The 19,831-nt window shown below is 58.7% G+C and carries 16 protein-coding genes; 11 read left to right on the forward strand and 5 right to left on the reverse strand.

Annotated elements, in window-relative coordinates; all coding sequences use genetic code 11:
• Positions 1-50: 50 nt before the first annotated feature.
• On the reverse strand, positions 51-563 hold the full coding sequence (gene tssB / locus BTH42_RS28610; protein ID WP_075304545.1) for a type VI secretion system contractile sheath small subunit: 513 nt from the start codon (positions 561-563) through the stop codon (positions 51-53).
• A gap of 563 nt (positions 564-1,126) precedes the next feature.
• Between tssB and tssK the strand changes: the two genes are divergently transcribed.
• The 8 genes from tssK (at position 1,127) to BTH42_RS28655 (ending at position 11,916) form a co-directional block, all read left to right on the forward strand.
• Positions 1,127-2,476: a type VI secretion system baseplate subunit TssK gene (gene tssK, locus BTH42_RS28615; protein ID WP_075304546.1), complete on the forward strand. Its 1,350-nt coding sequence runs from the start codon at positions 1,127-1,129 to the stop codon at positions 2,474-2,476.
• Positions 2,477-2,481: 5 nt separating this feature from the next.
• Positions 2,482-3,213: a DotU family type IV/VI secretion system protein gene (locus BTH42_RS28620; protein ID WP_372237294.1), complete on the forward strand. Its 732-nt coding sequence runs from the start codon at positions 2,482-2,484 to the stop codon at positions 3,211-3,213.
• The gene (locus BTH42_RS28625) at positions 3,210-4,946 is read left to right on the forward strand and encodes an OmpA family protein (protein ID WP_075304547.1); all 1,737 of its coding nucleotides are present in this window, start codon (positions 3,210-3,212) and stop codon (positions 4,944-4,946) included. Before BTH42_RS28620 ends, BTH42_RS28625 begins: the two co-directional genes overlap by 4 nt.
• Before the next feature lie 96 nt (positions 4,947-5,042).
• Complete coding sequence (locus BTH42_RS28630; protein WP_075304548.1) at positions 5,043-5,528, forward strand: Hcp family type VI secretion system effector; 486 nt, start codon at positions 5,043-5,045, stop codon at positions 5,526-5,528.
• A gap of 169 nt (positions 5,529-5,697) precedes the next feature.
• Positions 5,698-8,436, forward strand: coding sequence for a type VI secretion system ATPase TssH (gene tssH, locus BTH42_RS28635; protein ID WP_075304549.1), 2,739 nt, complete (start codon positions 5,698-5,700; stop codon positions 8,434-8,436).
• A gap of 13 nt (positions 8,437-8,449) precedes the next feature.
• The gene (tssE, locus tag BTH42_RS28640; RefSeq protein ID WP_075304567.1) at positions 8,450-8,881 is read left to right on the forward strand and encodes a type VI secretion system baseplate subunit TssE; all 432 of its coding nucleotides are present in this window, start codon (positions 8,450-8,452) and stop codon (positions 8,879-8,881) included.
• Positions 8,882-9,432: 551 nt separating this feature from the next.
• Entirely contained in the window at positions 9,433-10,083 is a 651-nt protein-coding gene (locus BTH42_RS34410; RefSeq protein WP_083654963.1) for a transposase, read from the forward strand.
• Between the two features lie 681 nt (positions 10,084-10,764).
• Complete coding sequence (locus tag BTH42_RS28655) at positions 10,765-11,916, forward strand: hypothetical protein (RefSeq protein WP_075304550.1); 1,152 nt, start codon at positions 10,765-10,767, stop codon at positions 11,914-11,916.
• A gap of 848 nt (positions 11,917-12,764) precedes the next feature.
• On the opposite strand, the gene BTH42_RS28660 is transcribed toward BTH42_RS28655, so the two are convergent.
• Positions 12,765-13,142 (reverse strand): response regulator transcription factor, encoded by a 378-nt coding sequence (locus tag BTH42_RS28660; RefSeq protein WP_075304551.1) that lies wholly within the window; start codon positions 13,140-13,142, stop codon positions 12,765-12,767.
• Between the two features lie 709 nt (positions 13,143-13,851).
• Between BTH42_RS28660 and BTH42_RS28665 the strand changes: the two genes are divergently transcribed.
• Positions 13,852-14,337, forward strand: a complete 486-nt coding sequence (locus BTH42_RS28665; protein WP_075304552.1) for an Rrf2 family transcriptional regulator — start codon at positions 13,852-13,854, stop codon at positions 14,335-14,337.
• 56 nt (positions 14,338-14,393) lie between these two features.
• Here the strand turns inward: BTH42_RS28665 and BTH42_RS28670 are convergent, their stop codons facing one another.
• Entirely contained in the window at positions 14,394-15,503 is a 1,110-nt protein-coding gene (locus BTH42_RS28670) for an acyltransferase (protein WP_075304553.1), read from the reverse strand.
• Between the two features lie 716 nt (positions 15,504-16,219).
• Between BTH42_RS28670 and BTH42_RS28675 the strand changes: the two genes are divergently transcribed.
• Entirely contained in the window at positions 16,220-17,095 is an 876-nt protein-coding gene (locus BTH42_RS28675) for a transposase (RefSeq protein ID WP_178392256.1), read from the forward strand.
• A gap of 139 nt (positions 17,096-17,234) precedes the next feature.
• Here the strand turns inward: BTH42_RS28675 and BTH42_RS28680 are convergent, their stop codons facing one another.
• Positions 17,235-17,930 (reverse strand): response regulator transcription factor, encoded by a 696-nt coding sequence (locus BTH42_RS28680; RefSeq protein ID WP_075304555.1) that lies wholly within the window; start codon positions 17,928-17,930, stop codon positions 17,235-17,237.
• A gap of 700 nt (positions 17,931-18,630) precedes the next feature.
• Here BTH42_RS28680 and BTH42_RS35080 point away from each other — a divergent pair.
• Positions 18,631-18,834, forward strand: coding sequence for a hypothetical protein (locus BTH42_RS35080; RefSeq protein ID WP_143752241.1), 204 nt, complete (start codon positions 18,631-18,633; stop codon positions 18,832-18,834).
• A 231-nt stretch (positions 18,835-19,065) separates the two neighbouring features.
• Here the strand turns inward: BTH42_RS35080 and BTH42_RS28685 are convergent, their stop codons facing one another.
• Positions 19,066-19,809, reverse strand: coding sequence for a molecular chaperone (locus BTH42_RS28685; RefSeq protein ID WP_075304556.1), 744 nt, complete (start codon positions 19,807-19,809; stop codon positions 19,066-19,068).
• Positions 19,810-19,831 lie beyond the last annotated feature (22 nt).

Here is a 19,831-nt window from a genome sequence, read left to right on the forward strand (position 1 = left end):
GCGCCACCTGGTTGCGAAAGGCGGTGAAGGCCGCTTTGGGCCGTCGCCGCTCAGGCATGCCCTTCCGGTTGGGTCGCGGCCGTAGCGATCTGTCCCAGTTCGCCGCGCAGCTTTTCGGACAGCCGCTTGTCCTTCAGAATCTTCTCGAACTCGCGACGGAACGTGCCGTTGTCGAGCAGATTCGATTTGAGGTCGCGCAGCAGGTTGCGCATTGCCAGCATCGCCTGGAGTTCCGGCATCTGGCGCGCGACCTGTTCCGGCTCGAAGTCTTTCATCGAACGGAACGACAGGTTCACCGGCAGCTCGGTGCCGTCGCCGGCCAGCGTATTTTCGGCCGCGAACTTCAGGTCCGGCGCATAGTCGGCCAGCACGGCGTCGAAGTTGTTCTTATCGATATTGACCTTCTTGCGCTCGGCCAACGGCGCCTGCTCACGACCGGCGCTGAAGTCACCCGCGACGAGCAGCTTGAGCGGCAGCTCGACCTTTTTTTGTGCGCCGCCCGTATGCAGGTCGAGCGTAATTGAGACGCGACTTTTCGGAATTTCGCGCTGAAAACTGTCCACAGTAGTCCCCATTAGGTGAGGTTCACGATCTCCGCAGAACTCGTCCGCCGCAATGGAATGTCGCGCTTCGCGCATGCGCAGTCATTCGCGTCATGCGCGAATAAAAATAATGCCGACAGCACCCCATTGTGTGGCCTCCATTCATGCGACCTTATCTGTTGCGCGCCGTATTAGATCGTATTATCCGCGTGGCGTCAAAGATTATTGGAGATGATTCTTTGTTGTTGAAGATCGACTCCATCTCAATATTTACCTGTGGCGAAGACTATATTGTGCGGTTTCGCAATTTTGCACGCCAGAATCGTCGAGAGCCAAGCCAGACAATGATCGGCGGCTATTGATATTTATCAATTCTCGAGGAATGCATCTTTTCTGATTATCCAATACGAATAAATCGGTTAATCAGACGAGTCCTAATTGTCGAATTTTGTTAAATGGAAATTGTCGATTTGTTTTTGTCAATTTTGTTGCGCGGCTTGGATAAATTTCATTTCGCCGTATACAAGATCGCCAATGGCGTGATTAAATCTCGCGACCTAAAACAAATGCCGTAGAGACCAAACATGCGGATCGATAAACCGCTTTGGCAGGAAGGGCTGATTCTCACGCAGCAGCACTTCCAGCAGCAGGACCGATGGACCGGATTCGCGCTGCAGCAATTCGCGACCGCGTCGCTCGCCGAGCCGTGGGGTGTGCTCGGCGTCGCAGTCGATGAAGAAGCGCTCGCGGCGGGACGAATCAAGCTCGAACTGTTGAAGGGGCGCTTCCCCGACGGCACGCCGGTCGATACGACGATGGCCGATGCACTGCCGCCCGCGCGTGATCTGACCCAGGTGAGCGCCGACCGCCAGAGCATCGTAGTGCTTGCCGCGCTCGCGCTGCCCGATGCCAACGGCAACAACTGCCGCTTCGACGAGACCACGCTCGCGCGTCCACGGCGGACCTATCGTGAATTTGCGAAGGTCACGGATCTGAATGGCACGAATGAGACCGAGATCGCAGCGGAGCGCTTTGCGATCCGGTTGCTGTTCGACTTCGAGCCGCATGCCGACGACGCCGTATGCGCGATTGCGCGGCTCACCCGCGCGAGCACCGGCCAATTCCAGATCGATCACCGGTTCGTGCCGCCCTGCCTGACGCTTGCCGCTCACCCGCTTCATCTGGAGCGCATCAACCGTCTCGCCGACATCCTGCAGGCGAAGAGTCTGGCGCTCGGCGCGCGCCGTAGCGAGCGCATCGATCAGGTCGCGGAATACGGCGTCGCCGATGTCCAGCTGTTCTGGCTGTTGCACTGCATCCATACTGCGTGGCCGCAGCTGCGGCTTTATGCGTCGCATCCGGCCCGTCCGCCCGAGCAGCTGTACATCACGCTCGCGCAGCTCGCCAGTGCATTGATGACGTTCTCGATGGGAACGCAGCTCACCGATATTCCCGCGTACGACCATGCGCGCGCCGACGAGGTCTTCGCCAAGCTCGAGTCGACGATCCGCACACTGCTGGACGCGATCATTCCGTCGCGAGTCGTGTCGATCGGTCTCGCGCGCAAGGGGCCGACGACATGGACCGGCCAGTTTCTCGAGGAACGGATTGTCGAAGGCGCCGCGGACTGGTACCTGTCGGTCAGCGCGCCGATGCCGGTATTCGAACTCGTCGAACAGTTTCCGCGGCTGTGCAAGATCGGCTCGCCGGACGATGTCGAGCACATCATTAACTCGGCGCTGCTGGGTATTCCGCTCAAAGCGGTGCAACGCGTGCCCGCTGCTATTCCGGTGCGACTCGACAACCAGTACTTCGCACTCGATTCCACCAGCACCGCGCACGCGAAGATGCTCGCCGCGCGGGCCTGCCAGGTCTACCTGCCGGCCTCGGTGCCGGACGCCACGCTCGAACTCTATGCGGTGCTGCGCTCATGACGATCCTGACTTCCATTCATTCCAGTCATCGCGCGGCTGCACTGACAGGCACCGCGCCGGCCATCGACCATTCCAGTGGCGAAGGCATCCGCGATCTGCTGCGCGACACCGCGCTGCTCGTCACGTCGCTCGCGCCGGGTGGAACGGTGCAGGACGCGAGCGCGTTTCGCGAGCGGTGCCGGCAGCTGATCACGCATTTCTCGGAAGCGCTGACTCGCAGGGGCTATTCCGACGACGTCCGGCTGGAAGCGATGGTGGCGCAGTGCGGGCTGCTCGACGAAACGGCGCTGCGCGAGCTCGACGGGCAAGCCCGTTCCGGATGGGAATTGAAGCCGCTGCAGGTGGAGTTCTTCAAGTTGCACGATGCGGGCGAGCGCGTCATTGACTGCATCGAGGCGCGACTGCGCGAAGCATCGCCCAACGTCGATCTGCTCGAATGCTATTCGGCCATTCTCGGCATGGGCTTCATCGGCCGTTACGCGCGCGATGGAGACGCTAAACGCGTCGAGCTGATCGCTACGCTGAACACCCGTCTGCAAAAACTTCGTCCTGCTATCGAACGGCCGTTTATCGCGGATCGCGCGGGGCGTCGCCTGTCCGACTGGTTCTACCGGCTGTCGCCGTGGGCAATTGCGGGGCTCGCGTGTGTCGTCGCGGCGGCTGTGTGGGGCGTGTGGAACGTTGCGCTGGACGCGCAACTCGCGGATATCACGTCCGCAAAGGTCGGTCGTCAGTGAAATCCGATCTGCCCGTCCTGACTCCGACGCCAACCCGCGCACCCGCTTCCGGCCGCGCGTCATATCTGGGGCTGGGTTATCCGTTCCGGCTGATGGTCACGCTCGCCGCCGCGTTGGCGCTCGCGGTGATCTGGCTCGTCGCGCGGCCGGGCCCCGGGATGGCCTGGCTGCTCACGGGGGGGATCGCGATCGCGGCGCTGCTGCTCATCTACCTGCGTACGTGGATGCTCTGGCGTGCGCGGAGCCGGAGCGCCGACGTGCTGGCGGCGCTCGGCGAAGCCACCGCGGACATTCCGGTCAGGTTGCGCACGCGCATGCCACTCGTGCTGGTCACCGGCGACGATCTTGCCGCGCTCTTCAACCGGGCCGACGCCGAGCGCTTCGCGCATGTCGGCGACGGCGCGATCTGGGTACGGGCCGACCGGCCGCAGGACCTGCCGCGCCTCGCGGTTGCGCTCAGGCAGTGGCGCGATGGCCGCGCGCCGGACGGGGTCGTTCTATCGGTGGTCCCGGCCCGCTACACGGATGCCGATGCGCTGACGCAGTCTCTGCGGATCGCACGTCAGGCCGTGGCGGACGCCGCGCGCAGGCTCGGCTCGCGGCCGTTGCCGGGATACGTCGCGATCTACCAGCGATTGACGAGCGCACCGGCAGACCTGACCGCGCCGCAGTGGTACGGCGTTTCGTCGTCGCAGCGCATGACCGATGCGCAGCGTTTCGAGTCGATGATCCGCGCGGCCGAAAGCGACGCCCAACTGGCGGCGAACGCTCGCGTGGCGGTCGCTCGTGCGGCGGGCCTTGCGTCGATCGTCGGCTGGACCCAGCGGACCGTGATCCACGCGCTCGCGGACCGGCAGCAGCCCGCCGCGCCGTGGGCACTGTTCGGCGCCGGCTGGATCGACTGCGGGCCGGCGGTCGCGGCGGGCAATCCGTGGACGCGCGATGTCGAAATGCAGACTCGCGTCCAGCGTGCGCAAGCCGCGGCCACTCCGGCGCCCTGGCCGCTGCCCGAACCGCTGATCGAGGCGATGCCGCAACGGCACTGGATGTCGCCGCGCCGCACCGCCCTCGCCCATGTGCTTGCGTTGCTGGCGTGTGCCGCCGCGTTTGCGTTCTTCTTTTCCGCCAGCAACAACAAGGCGCTGCTCGCGCGCATCGGTGCGGACCTCGGCCGCTATTCGACGATCCCGGCCGCACACGACGCGGCACGGCGCGACGCGCTGCAAGCGTTGGTGGCCGACCGCGACGAACTCGACCGTTATGCGCGGCTCGGCGTGCCGCTGCATCTGTCGTTCGGGATGTACCGGGGCACGAGTGCGATCCCGGTGCTGAACGACGCAATCGCTTCGTATGTACCACCACCACCGCCGCCGGCCGTCATCACGCTCGACAGCATGTCGCTGTTCGATAGCGGCAAGGCCAAACTCAAAGATGGTTCGACGCGCGCGATGGTCGGCGCGCTCGAGATGATCAAGGCACACCCGGACAAACGGATTCTGGTCGCCGGTTACACGGACAACGTCGGCAATCCGCAGAGCAACCTCACGCTTTCGACCGCGCGCGCCGAGGCGGTGCGCGACTGGTTGATCGACGCGTCGGGCATCCCGGCCACGCAGTTCGCGATCCAGGGCTACGGCGATACGCGGCCCATCGCGGACAACGACAGCGAAGCCGGGCGCGCGAAGAATCGCCGCGTGGAGATCACGCTGGTGCCGGACGCACCGCAAGCTTGACGCGATTTGGTTTTCGCCCCGGAGCAATTGCTTCGGGATTTCAAGGCCCGGGGCTGGCTCCGGGCGATGGTCGCAGTAAGAAGAAGGGAGTGAAAAATGGCAATTCCGGCATACATGTGGCTCAAGGACGACGGTGGCGCGGACATCAAGGGTTCGGTGACGGTTCAGGGCCGCGAAGGCAGTGTCGAGATCACGGCATTCGATCATGGCGTGCATATCCCGACCGACGGCAACACCGGCAAGCTGACCGGCACGCGTGTGCACAAGTCGATCATGCTGACGAAGGAAACCGACGCGTCGACGCCGTATCTCTACAAGGCGGTCACGAGCGGCCAGACGCTGAAGTCGGCGGAAGTGAAGTGGTACAAGATCGACGACGCCGGCAAGGAAAAGGAATACTTCAACACGAAGCTCGATAACGTGAAGATCGTCGCCGTGCGTCCGAAGATGCTCGACATCAAGAATCCGGCCTACGAGAAGCACAACCATCTCGAGGAAGTCGAGCTGCGCTACGAGACGATCACCTGGTCGTACAAGGACGGCAACATCATCCACAAGGACACCTGGAACGAGCGTTCCTGATACCGCCGTGGCGTGAAGGCCGGTCCGCCATCTTCCCTGATGGTCCCCGGAACAACCGGCCTTCCTTTGCCAGTCCGCGCGAGCAGCTTTGCGGACTGGCGTTTTTATTGCTGGGGGCGCCCGCGCGCAGCAGGTGCGCCCCCTCTCCAGATCAGCGAACAGCCCGACCATGACCGTGCTCAACGACCGGAACTCCTCCTTTCGCGACGCCAGCCAGCTTCTGCAGCGGCTCAATCCCTATTGCGCGAAAGCGCTCGAAGCCGCGGCCAATTTGTGCCAGACGCGGCTCGCCGACGAGATCACGGTCGAGCACTGGCTGCTCAAGCTGATCGAAGCCGGAGACGGCGATATCCCGGCCATCATGAATCACTACGATCTGGATATCGATGCCGTATGGGATGCGCTGCTCAAGGCCATCGATCACACGCCCCGCACGCTGCGCGGCCGCCCCAGCCTGTCGCCGCAACTGGCGGTCGTGCTGCAGGATGCGTGGTTTCTTGCGTCGACCCGCTGCCGCACCGACAGTCCTCGGGTTCGTTCCGGCAACGTTCTGCAAGCGATCGTCGAGGCGCCGCATGTGCTGCGCGCGACCAACGCGTGGCAATTGCTGTCGGTGAGCGCGGTACAGATCGAACGTCTGCTGCCGCGGCTTGGTCCGCGCACCAGCGAGAACGAGCTGGAAGAGTTGGAGGAAAAAACGCACGAGCAGAGCGCTGCTTCGCCGGGGGCTGTCGCCATCGAACAGCCGGCGGAAACGCGGGCGGCGCAGCCGGCACAGCGGAACGTCGACGGCAGCGCGCTCGCCCGCTTCGCGATCGACATCACGGCCAAGGCGCGCGACGGCGGAATCGATCCGGTGTTCGGCCGCGATCGCGAGATCCAGCAGATGGTCGACGTGCTCGCGCGGCGCCGCAAGAACAACCCTATCCTGGTCGGCGAGCCGGGCGTCGGTAAGACCGCGCTCGTCGAAGGGCTCGCGCTGCGCGTGTCCGAGGGCAACGTGCCGAATGTGATCCGCGACGTGCGCATCCTCACGCTCGATCTCGGTCTGCTGCAGGCGGGCGCGGGCGTCAAGGGCGAATTCGAGCAGCGCCTGAAGAACGTGATCGACGAAGTGCAGTCGTCGCCCGAACCGATCCTGCTGTTCATCGACGAAGCGCATACGCTGATCGGCGCCGGCAACTCCGCCGGCGGCGCTGACGCCGCGAATCTGCTGAAGCCCGCGCTCGCGCGCGGCGAGCTGCGCACGATCGCCGCGACCACCTGGTCGGAATATAAGGAGTACTTCGAGCGCGATGCCGCGCTCGAGCGCCGTTTCCAGATGATCAAGGTCGACGAACCGGACGACGATAGCGCGTGCCTGATGCTGCGCGGCCTGAAGGAGCGCTACGCGAAGTATCACAACGTGCACATCCGCGACGAGGCGCTGGTCGCCGCGGTCAAGCTGTCGCGCCGCTATATTCCGGCGCGCCAGTTGCCGGACAAGGCGGTCGATCTGATCGACACGGCTGCCGCGCGCGTGCGCATCGGACTCGAATCGCCGCCGACGGAACTGCAACGGGCACGCGCGGTGGTGTCGGCACTGGAACTCGAACACACGACCCTCGCGGACGACGACCGGGCGGGCGTCACCGATGTCGCGGCACGCCGCGTCGCGCTCGACGCGGCTCTCGTCGACGCCCGAGCCGAGCTGGTGACACTGCAGGAGCGCTATCAGCACGAACTCGAACTCGTGCAGACGCTGCATCGGCAACGCGATAGCGATCCCGCGACGCGCGATGCTTTGTCGTTGGCGGACGCACGTCGCGAGCTTGCGAGCGCGCAGGGTAAAGCACCGCTGATTTTCGCCGACGTCGACGCGCAGGCGATCGCCCGCGTGGTCGCGGAATGGACCGGTGTGCCGGTCGGCAGCCTGGTGGAAGACGAGTTGCAAGGTCTGCTGACTCTCGAACACCAGCTTGCCGAACGCGTGGTCGCGCAGGATGACGCGCTCGCCGCGCTCGCGCAAAGCCTGCGCACCGCGAAAGCTGGCCTGAAGAACGAGCATGCATCGCTGGGCGTGTTCCTGCTGGCCGGCCCTTCGGGCGTCGGCAAGACCGAGACCGCGCTCGCGCTCGCCGAGCTGCTGTTCGGCGGTCAGGCCGCGCTCACGACGATCAATATGTCGGAGTACCAGGAGTCGCACACGGTATCGCAGCTGAAGGGCTCGCCGCCGGGCTATGTCGGTTACGGCCGCGGCGGGATCCTGACCGAGGCGGTACGGCAGCGTCCGTACAGCGTCGTGCTGCTCGACGAAGTGGAAAAGGCACACCGTGACGTGCTCGACATCTTCTACCAGGTCTTCGACCGCGGCACGATGCGCGATGGCGAAGGACGCGAGATCGACTTCCGCAACTGCGTGATCCTGATGACGTCCAATCTCGGCAGTGCCCAGATCGACGAAGCGACTAGCGAAACGCAGGACATCGCGCAGGCGGCGCTTCTCGATGCGATCCATCCGCAGCTCGTCGCGCATTTCCAGCCTGCCCTGCTCGCCCGCTTCCAGACGCTGGTGTACCGGCCGCTCGATGTGGCGGCGTTGGCGTCGATCGTGCGGTTGAAGCTCGCGAAAGTTGCGGAACGTCTGCGCCAGCAGCATGACGTCGAACTGGTCTGTGACGATGCGTTGATCGGCGCGATGGCGGAACTGTGCGTTGCGCGCGAGTCCGGCGCGCGTAACGTCGATGCGTTCCTGAACCAGCGCATTCTTCCGGCGGTCTCGCGCGAGTTGTTGGCGCGTATGGCGAGCGGCAACGCGCCCGCGAAGATCGTGCTGTCGGGTTCGGCCGAAGGGAATCTGACGATCGATTTCATCGATGCCGACATGGCGGCAGGCGCGCGTGCTGCGTCGGACGCGTCTCTCGCCTGAAGGAAACGAGTCGATGCCCGCCGGACCGTCCCTCTACGACATGCTGCTTGGTCACATCGACGGCGAAGCGCTCGGAGATCACGACGACAACACGCTCGAAATTCTCAGCGTCCAGGCGAACATCCGGCGCATTCTCAACACGCGCGCCGGAGCGCTCAAGCATGTGCCGGACTACGGTCTGCCCGATCTCACCGAGGTCTACCGGAACCTGCCGGCGTCGGTCAACGATCTGCGTAACCAGATGGAAGACACGCTGCTGAAGTTCGAGCCGCGCCTTCGCTCGGTCGGGATCGAGATCGATGACCGGCCGGACCCCGGGCTGCTCGTGAGCTTCACGATGGTCTGTACGCTGAAAAAGGCGGGGCTGGTTCGGTTTGGGACTTATTTCGAGCCGGCTGGGCGGATGCGGGTCGAGCGGGTGATTAATCGGCACCGCTACCAGTAATGGCTTCGTTGCATCTCGCCGGGTACCGGGGGCGCACAAACTAAAGAAGCTCAGTGCGCCGAACCTCGGCCAGTGAGTCCCACTTAATCTATAAGCAATGCTAGCAGCAATGAAGAGCCGACGTTTTACAGCACACCTTGTTTTCCTCGCCCTAAGCGGCATCGCAGCAAACGCCTACGCAGAGTACTCCGAACAATGGTTGAGCCCGCAGCAGCTGAAGCTCGAAGCGGCGCGAGCGCCTCGTGGGAAGTCCGCCGATACCTGCGCGCACCACAAGGTGCACTGTCAGGCTGACAAAGCAATGTCTCAACCGGCGGCACGCAAGCACGCGACGAATCGACCGCCTAAATCAGTCAAGGATGACCCGATCCGCGCTTTTGCGGCGAACGAACGATCCCCCGCACGGACGGTTCGACGGACTTCTCCCGGGCGCTCCTGATCGAGAGTCCGGACTCCAGAAAGACTGTTGTGGGAGCTCGCCAGCGTCGCGTGTCGCGACTGCTTAATCCCGTTCTGATCGTCGCCTTGCTCCTTCATAAAGAACACCACTGATGACATCGCCCCAGAAAATTCTCGCGCGGCATGGGCAAGCCGATGCGGGCATAACGACGACCCGTTGCCTGGAACGTGCCCACGTACTTGAATCGATACGACGGTTGATGCGCCAGTACCGCATCACGCCGGCGAACCTCGGTGAGCCGGTCGACCGGCGATTCAGCTTTGATCGCGGTGCCCCACGATTTCGGAATCCCGTCACCGGGCAAACCTGGAGTGGCATGGGGCGAGCGCCTCGATGGCTTGACCGCGAGAATCGCGAGATGTTTCGGATTGGATCGGAGCCGGTCTCGCCGACGTCCATACGTGCCTTCGCCCGCGCGCCGCTTTTTCGCGAGGTCACCGACACTGAATGGCAACTTATCGCGCCACTGCTTCCCGAGCTTCAGGGGCGCGTGGAGAATCGTGGGCGTCCGGGTGCTGACGCGCGCGCTGTGTTCAATGGAATGCTATGGGTGCTTTACAGCCGTTCGTCATGGCATGCGATGCCCGACCGCTATCCCAGTTTCCAGACCTGCCACCGGCGCTACAGGAAATGGTACGACTCGGGCGCGTTGAAGCGCGTGACCGTTGCCCTGTCCGACTCGATTGGCCATGAGTTATATGAGCTGATTCGCTCGCGTACTGCGTGGTACTCATCGTTGTGAAAGCCGGACGACCTCGTTCGTATCGAGGATTAGACAGATAAGAAATTCAACACTTCAAATTCGACGCGTCGATAACCTCGCGCGATGTGAAGTCCTGAAAGTCCGGCATTCGTGGTGAGCGAATTGCTGATGGTAATTTAGCCATGTATTACGACAGCTACTCACTGCATCCGTATGCGCAGCGGTTTTTCAGACCATTCCAGGTGCAATATCCGTCTGATCAATGGTAACTTCCAAGGTGTGTAGCGGCTGTCCAGTCGGTATGACTCACGACGAATCTTGGCCGGGATCCCACCAACGGTGGAGAGATCAGACGCACAATCAACGAACGATATGAAAATGAGTAGTGGGCGCAGCATGCCCTCACCTCTCGGGCCATAAATTTCAAATTCCCGCATAACTATATTGGAGAAATTCTACGCATATCGCTCATAAAATGAGCTCCGCGATATTGACCGCTGTGCTGCTGGTATCCGGCTGTGGAGGCCAAGGAAATATCCCGGTCGGTTCGGACAATAAATCGAGCGGCGACAGCGGTAATGCGAGCGAAAACGCAGGTAACACCGGCACCAACGCTCCGGGGCATCTCCCACTCCGGTAAACATCCTTTTCGTCGGCAACAGCTACACGTTCGCCCGCGTCGACCCAGCGGAGAGCTACAACGCCGCGAGCGTTACCGACATGACGGCCGCCTTCAACGCCATCGAGCCGGCCGGTACCAACAGCTACCCGGTCGGCAGCGGTCAGTCCCCTGCTGCTTGCGTTTCGCAGGACGTCGGATGTTTCGAGCCGCATCCATGGGGCGGTGTCCCGGGCATTTTCAAAAAATTGACGGACGAAGCAGGCTTGAATTACGTCGTATCGCTTTCGACGCGCAATGCCGCGTCGTTACGCGGGCACTTCCTGAACACCGCGAATACGGCATGGGATTTGCGCGGTGATATCGCCAGCCAGAAATGGGACGTCGTGGTCTTGCAAGGGCAAAGCGACGAGCCGCTGCCGGCAGGCAAAGCCAAAAACGCGAATTTCCCGCAGTTTTCGACTTATGCAAGTCGGATTGCCGAATATATTCAGACTGGGCAGATCAGTCAGGCCGATACCAACGGCCAGACGACCGAGGCACAGATCTTCGGCGGTCTCGAGAACTGTATGGCGGCGACTTCAGCCAATCCGCCAGGTCCTGGTTTGAGCCGCACGGCTTGCAATGCTGTCCGCACGATTCCGCTCAATCTGCATGCGAATCCGAACGCAAAGATTTATCTGGAGCAGATGTGGGCACGTCCCGATATGGTCGAAGCACACCAATGCACGAAGCCGGATCTTACGACGATGGATGGCACCCCGATCGTTGATCCGACCTGCTCGAACGGTGCCAACGGCGATACTGTGACCGCCATGAATGCAGTCTATTACACCAGCAAGTCATCGACGGCTGCCAACCTGAATGACATCACGGCAGACATGCGAACGGCGATGAACACTGTCGTGGCTAGTAGCGGCCGCTTGGCAGGCGTCGTGCCGGTAGGTGATGCATTCCAGCGAGCGGTCGACACCAGCGTCGTTAAGACGTCGGGGTTCTACGATGCTGCGGGGATTTATAGCGTGTCGCCCACTCAAATGGAGCTGTGGTGGAAGGACCGGACCCATGCGAGTGTCTATGGTTCTTACCTGAAGGCGCTGGTGCTGTTTGGCCGACTGACTGGAAAGAATCCGGCGGCATTGGGTATTGGTGAACAGGCCGCGGCAGACATGGGCATTAGCGAAGCCGATGCTTCGACATTGCAGAAGATTGCGTCCGATTCGCTGCGGGCGGCGGGCTACCCTCTCGAGTAACGACTAATCCAATGCAGAGCGTGCCGAATTTCGCCCGAACTGTGAGATTCAAACCGGCGTGACGAGCTGCGTCTAAGATTATTCGTTCACATACGGTGGGAGTTCTCGCGCTGCTCGATCGGCTGACTACTCACGCGACACGACTACGACCGTACCGATAAAAAACGCGCCCCGTGGAGGGGCGCGAAGCGGGGTACAGAGAGACCATCATCGCGGCAATGAGCACGTAGAGCCGCGATGACAAGGTCCATGCTAGTCGCCACCTCGGTATTTTGACAATTAGACAGATCAGAAATTTGACACTTCGAATCTGATGGTCGTCATAAACTCCTAGCGATGCGATTCGTGGAAAAAATAGCGTTGTGATTGTAGCCGGGCCAGTGTGTGCGGACTTGGCGGTGGGGACCAATCCGAGTTCAACAAGTACGACAAGGTAATCAAATGGGCAAACACGAATATTCCGCTGGAATTGGAGATGCGAGACGCTTGCTGGAACAACGGCCAGCTTCGCTAGTACGACACGATATACGCAAGATGCAGTGGCAATGGACGATGCGCACGGCGATTGCCGCAATGATTGCATCGATACTGTTCGCGTAGGCCTTCCTGCATACAGTTCTCAACTGTATATTTCAGGTCAGTTCACGCCCTTCATGAGAGACGGCGATGTCACTACGAAAGATCTCAACGGCAGTACCGGTTTTCATCGTGCTACTGCTTCTTGGCGGATGTAGCGTATTGGGTTGTGGCGGCGCGGCAACAAACGGCGCCGCGTTTGGCGGCTGTCATGCCGGCACTCGGTTTTAATGGATAGGGCTACATTGTCCGTCGGCCGGCACTCTTTTCCATCAAAGCCTGGACAGCATGGCTCGCCTCAAAATCGCGTTGATACGTGCTAACAGCATCATCTCGGACACAGGTTTGATAATGTAGCAATCAGCTCCCGCGTCGAGGATAGACAAAACATCCTGCTCGGTGGACCGGGCGCTAAGGAAAATAACCGGGAGTGTTTGTGACAGACTGGTGCGTACCCAATCCATGGTCTCCTCGCCGGATCGACCAGACAAAGCGCAGTCCAATATAAGGAGATCGTAATTCTGGTTGTGAAAATGATCCAGGAGCTCGCGCGCGTCGAAGAAAGCGTGGCATATGTAGCCGGCTTTGCTCATGTGGCGAACTACGAACTCTACAGCTAATGGATCGGCGTCGAGCACAGCTATTTTCATTACTCCTCCCGTAGAATGCCTCGTAATGTGCATCTGGAAAAAGCATTTCGTAGGTAGCCTTGATGAATTCACGCTTTTCAGCGCATGTGATGCTGATATTCGGTAGACATGACCGACTCTCAGTACCTCTCCGACAAACTACTTCTTCAGCTAGCACATCCGACATACGATTAAGGTATCTGAAATTATCAGCAAGTCTACGCCGTGGATCAATTTGATTCGTCGGAAAAATTGGCACCATATTTGAACCGCCGTACGGCGCTTCTATTCGTGAACCAACAGATCACGGCATCGCCCGCACATCCCGATGTCGGCGTTGAGAGATATCGATGTCAGTAATTGACCGAAAAATCAGAATTAATTGATTCGAGCTTCATCAAGAGATTCTGACATTTCGGAGGACAACCAGAGCGGATTACCCGATATGTCAAATTCCCTGCATCCATTTCTATTTATACAATATCTTTCATCATGGCTGCGCGTAACCGGGTCATCGGGTGTGAGCGTTGAAAAGAAAAGTATCCCATCGCGCACTGAAATATCGCTCGTCTCCCGAGTCCCCGCTTTCGATGTGTCGACGGTCGTCCCGATGAACGGGTAATTGAGCACGGCGCCTGATAGACGTGTCCATCCGACGCCATCCAGGCGAGTACTGCGTCCACGTCGATGACATAGTGCCCGTTTGCGCATTTTTCAGCCAGTAAAACTAATGAAACTGACCGACTACACCGATTACACGTTGCGTGTGCTGCTTTATCTCGCGGTGCGAGGTGAAGGACTGTCGAAGATTGCAGATATTGCAGAAGCATATGGCATTTCGAAAAGCCATCTTATGAGGATCGTCCGGCAACTCGCGGAGCGTGGGTGGGTAGAAACAGTGCGCGGCCGCAATGGCGGAGTGCGTCTCCATGCGGAATCGATCACACTCAAGTTAGGCAACATTGTCCGGTTGACGGAAAGCGATTTCGCGCTGGCCCCTTGCCTGCCGGGCCGGCAAGGCAAAGGACGGGCGTGTGTGATCGTACCGCATTGTCGAGTGCGCATTGCACTGGAGGCAGCGACCCGCGCGTTTTTTGACGAACTGGATCGCTATACAATCGGTGATCTCGCCCAACCGGAAGACTCGCTCGCGGAATTGCTTGGACGCAGAACCAACATTTCCGCTAATGGCAATTGCGGCAGGATCGATGGATAAGCGGAGCGCACCGAATCGGCTGCCGATCGATCGATGCCGATTTCTGTTCACGTTGTTCATCGCGTCAAAGCACGGCCGATAACGATAGCCGGCTTTTCGAACGCGAAATGAGCGAGTGCCGCCACCGGTGTCACTAGCACTGCCGCGACTGCGAGCGCGAGCAACGCTGTATCGGCCGATGGCATCAGATGGATCACAGTCAGTAGCACCACTGTGTGTGTCAGATACAAACTGTAGGAAATCCTGCCCATGAACACGGCCGGCTGCCACGCGAGTAGCAATGCGGCGCGCCTGGACGACAGCACGACCGAAATGAGGCCAGCTGCGCCGATCGACACACCCCAGTCGAACAGGAAATCCGCGAGCCCTGCGGGCGCGATCCTCAACACCGAACGTGAAAAGAAATAGAAAGCCAGCGACGCGCTGAACACGATTGCCTTGCGCCCGCCCACAGCCAACCACCCTAACCAATGAGTCCGATGCTGTGCGAGCGCCGCGCCGGCTACGAAAATTCCCGCGAAGTGTGCAGTCAACTCCCACCGCACTTTCAGATTCGCGTTGTAAGGATCGTTTCCGTTGGCAACGAGTAACAGATACCCCACTGCGGAAATGACAAGGGCCAATGCGATCGTGTGGCATGCCCGCAAGTGTTGAACCGCACACACGAGCAGTGGGAAGAAGAATGCGATTCGCATTTCGTAGATCAACGTCCAGATCACCGGCAAAATGTGTTCGGCGCGATAAGTGCCGACGAAAACTACGTGCTCCACCACTTCGGACATCTCGATCTGGCCGTCCCACGCGATATTTGCCCACACGCCGGCCCATGACACAGGGCCACGATAGGAAAACGACATCATCGCGCAGGCGACCGAAAAGACCGCGAGATACGGCAGATAGATACGACAAATACGTTTGATCAGCCATTCCCGATAGCGAGGCGCATGGGGCGACGTCAATTGAAGCGTTAAAACAAATCCGCTTATAAGAAAAAACATAATAACCGCGTTATGACCGTTGAGGAGAAAGCGTAGCGGCGTTTGCAATAATTCGCGCAAAGGATCGATAACCGTAAAGTGACTCATGACGACCGTAACGGCGGCGATGCCTCTTAGGGCATTGAGCTGAGAGAATTCTCCAGCGGGATGTTCATTGCTAACGCTCATGCCGATTTTTATTTTGTTTAATTGCCGGCATCGATGGATCGCCTTTTTTCAGTCTTAAGCTTTATAAATCAAAAGTCGTTAGTGGGTCAGGATAGCAGGTATATATGGGAGGTAGGAGTTTTAATTTGTTAAAAAATGAAAATATGAATAATGCGATTTGATATATTAAAAATAGAATCTGATTTCTTATTGATAAGTCAAATCCGATTCGATTCACGAGCGACGTCGGGGCGCTCTCCCCCCAAATTGCAGAGGTGCTCCGGCAGCGGAAGCTCCGCTAGTGCCTTGTGACGTGGGAGGGCACGGGTGACCGGCGATACGGCCGCTGTTCCTCCATATCACAACGCTCCGTTTGAATGACCCCCCAACACGTAATGCGACATCTGAGTGAAATTCAGACGACTTTTCTGATGATCATGAATTGTTTAAATTATGTAAAAATTGTGGACTGATCGTTAAAAAGTGAAATTATAATTCCAAAATTATGGTGTAAATTCAGATGGCATCTTGACTATATAAAAACCCTAAAGATATCCTCACGTTCGAGTTTTTAGAGCAACGTCTCCGCTTGCCGGAATTCGAGGAATAAACTCCGCGAGTGCAACGTCCGCAGCGATATCCATCAGCAACGACGCAAAGCGAAATCGCCCTTAATACATAAAAGAGACATGGCCGGTTCGAAGTTAAGTGACCGGCCACATCGCATGGGGGAAAAGATGTCTTTTATTGAATTATCCGACGACGAATGGGCATGTGTGGTAACGCTTTTTAAAGATGCGCCGGCAGTGCGGTTCGGACAACGCGGTCGCCCTCGCGCGAATCTGCGAATCGTTGTCGAAGCAGTGCTTTGGGTTCTTACGACTGGAGAGACATGGTCAAGACTTCCGCGTCGATTTCCTTCGGCGCCCACCTGCCGGCGACGGTTTGCGGAGTGGCAGGAGGACGGCACGCTGGCGCAGATGGTTCAAATGCTGTCGCTGACAGGGCGGCAATTTGCCTTTGTACCGGCTGGGCCGGTCAGTGCCCAGCGACATGCTGGAGAATCAAAGGTCGCTGTAGCGTTCGCTAGACAAACTACTGACACGGTCAGTTTTGCGCATTGGATGCGTCCCGAGTCCTGGCAAAAACCGTGCGCCGAGGCTCGCCACTCGAGGCTGGCAGGCCCCATCGCGGACATGGCCCGACAATTACTCGACTCGCGGGATAAAAGCGAAAACGTCCGGCGCTCCGACTCCTTCGAACTTTCCGACACGCTCCGGCAAGCTAGCCCTTCTGCAGGTTCTCGCCAGTACGAGCCACAAACGGAGCATTCTCAGCCGGCGTCCGGTTCGTGGCGAATCGATAGACCGTCTGGCGGCGTTCTGTTTGCCGACGACCGCGGCTATGTCATCAGCGCGTCGGCTCAACCCGGTCGCAATGACATGTTTCGCGCGGCCGCGGAAATCATTAAAGATGGGAAGCGGCGTGAACGATCGGGGCTCGTTGGTCCACCCTTCCGTACCCCGCACGACGCGACACATTACGCGTTCGAATGGGCAAAAAAATGGATCGACCGGCAGCTCACGCTTGAGGGCGACTCGCATACTGCTTGAGGCTGTTCGCGATGGTGTCGCTATGCGCGGCAGTGTGCTCGAGAATCATCCAGATTGACGCCTGGGAGTGCCGGTGATGCGGTTGTTCAGTTCTCGGGTTGCGTTGACAAACTAAGCAGCAAACACAGACACCGCATAGTCAGTATCCGATCTCCGGTGCGAGCATTACGGAATTGACCGGAAGCATACCTTCTTTGGGAAGCCCGATTTCGAACGCGAATCGAAACAGCTCGGAGTCCAGTTCGATGCCAAGTTTGCGCATTGCCGATCTCTTTTGCGCGCTTACTGTCTGCTTCGTCCGGCTCAGCTGCGTCGCGATTTTGCTAACCGTGAGACCGGATAGCAGCAAGCGGATCACTTCCAGCTCGCGGGTTGATAAAGTAGGTATGCGATTGTTAAATGCGTCATTCGAATCACTGCTGACCGGGGTCTCCTGCAGCGTCGGCGAATAGTAATGCGCTCCCGCGTGAACCGCATGTATAGCCGTAATCAAATATCCGACGTCCTTTGCCTTGTTCAGCACTGACTGAATACCGATTCTTCTCATTTGGGCGGCGATGGCGAAATTATCGATCGTCATGAAGACGATGATCTTCAGCTCCGGATGCCGGCGCCGTAGAAACGACAGCATTGCCATTCCATCGCCATAGTCCCCACCGGGCATCGAAAAATCGGTGATGAGGATATCGCACGACACGCGGGATAGTACGTCGACCAACTCCGTGGAATCATGCGCAGTTGCCGCGACGCAAAGGGTGTGTATTCTGGAAAGTTCATATTTGACGCCCGCAATCAGCGCGGGATGGTCATCCGCAAGTATGAGGTTGATTTTCATGGCGCTCTCGCTAGGCTATCGGGGTGTGCAAAAGATGCAGAAGAGCCTCTAATGTACCGAGAGGGGACAGAAAAAAGTTTCTTACTAGCCAAATTTCACGATCGAATACGTCTGACTTGTAAGAACAGCAAAGAAAACGCCTTCGATAAATGCTGACCGGTTCCTTGTCAAATGGGTGAACGAAACGCTGCGTGACCTGAATGCCCGATGCAAACCGTGCGAGCCGGCCGCTCACCGCGGGCATTGGGTAGTTGCGCTCGTGTCTCCACCATCAGCGCCGTGGTCCCTTTCCGATGCATAACCAGCCAGGTCTGCACCGTGACCCCGGAGGTAACGCGGCGGTTGAGGCGCCTCTTGCACCTATTTCCAGAAATTTGGAGCGAAACTCACACAATATAAGAAAGGTCTTATACAAACGATCGCAATTTACAACACGTCGCATTTTAATAGATGCTTAAATGTATAAAATTTATCGAGAGCATGGATACTGGTTGGAAAAATCATGATTTTGGGGTGTGATGAATTTGATTTTTATCAATATTTTTATGTTGCAGGAAACAAGGCAGTGATGCATATTATATTTAATATAACCTTTATTTTTAAATGATTTGACTATCAACTCGGTTCGTAACGGTTTCCATCGGGTTTTATGTTTGTTGAGTAATTTTGTGATGCCGCTTTGAGGACACAGGAGATAGAAATGTCGAACAATCAAACTTCTGCAACAGCTCGAGCACTGCTCGCTTTCGTGAATCTAGGTAGAAATGAGGAACGAGAGTTCATCGCCAAGATGAACCTTCTGCTGCTTGCTTCCCCGAAAAAGCGGCGGGAGCTCGTTGAGCAGATCAAACAGGAAAGTTTCGAAGGGGCATGCCTCCAAGGACACTTGTCTCCATCCGATTGAAGCGCGTGTGGAAGGCTGTGGGCGAAGCGTGTGTCAACGGCGCTATCTGTTCGCGGCCGCTTCGATGATGTTGTAACGCAGGACCTCGTCGATTCGCCGGCGAGGCCCGTTTCAGTTGTAGTAGATGGCAAAGGCTGCCGGGAAATCGCGCCATTGTCCGTCGACCTGGCCGCGCCGGTTCAGAGCAAGGCCTTTAGCTGCCGTGTCCGAGGCGACCGGACTATCCGCTCCTTACGGCTGCACGCTCGTGCAGATACCCGCGTTGCACACATACTTGACCTCGGTCTGCCCCCCGTAGTCGTTCATATGGCTCACATAAAGCGTCGTGGGTACCTGCTGCGCGAACGGCACGCTTGCCTGGCTCATCGGATCAACCATGAAAGCCGCGCTAAGCTCGACCGGCTTTTTGTCCTCTCCGGCGCGTATTTCGACGACTGACACGTGCAGTGGTGTCGGATTATCGAAGACCAGCGTATGCGAGGCGGGATCGATCTTTGCGGTCATGGGCAGGGTTGGGTCCTCGGAGGCCTTCGGCTGCACAGCCGCCGGCCGGTAGAACAGTTTCAGCTTCGAGTGCACCGCAATCTGTAACGCGTTCTCCACACCGGTCTTGGGTGGAATCTCGAGGATGTTCAGGAAGTACACCGATTCGCGGTCGGCAGGCATGGCGTTGCCTGGCAGCAGGATGACACGCAGGATATTTTTTCCGCTGGGCTCGATGCGCTGTAATGGTGGCAGAACCATGAACGGCGCATTGACCTTCCTGCCGCTCTCATCTTCGATCCACGATTGAATGAGATAGGGATACTTGTCGCTCCTGTTCGTGACCATGATGCTCGCCGATTGTTGGGCACCCTCGTTATAGATAAGGCGGGTCCGGTCGGGCACGATCGCGGCGTGCGACAGCAAGGGCATGGTCAGGATGGCCGCTGCGCAGCAGCGGAGCAAGGCGGCCTGGATGAAGCGGATGTTCATGGTAAAGGCTTGTCGAATCGGG

Origin of the sequence: Burkholderia sp. SRS-W-2-2016 (assembly GCF_001931485.1) — a bacterium.
GTDB lineage: Bacteria > Pseudomonadota > Gammaproteobacteria > Burkholderiales > Burkholderiaceae > Paraburkholderia.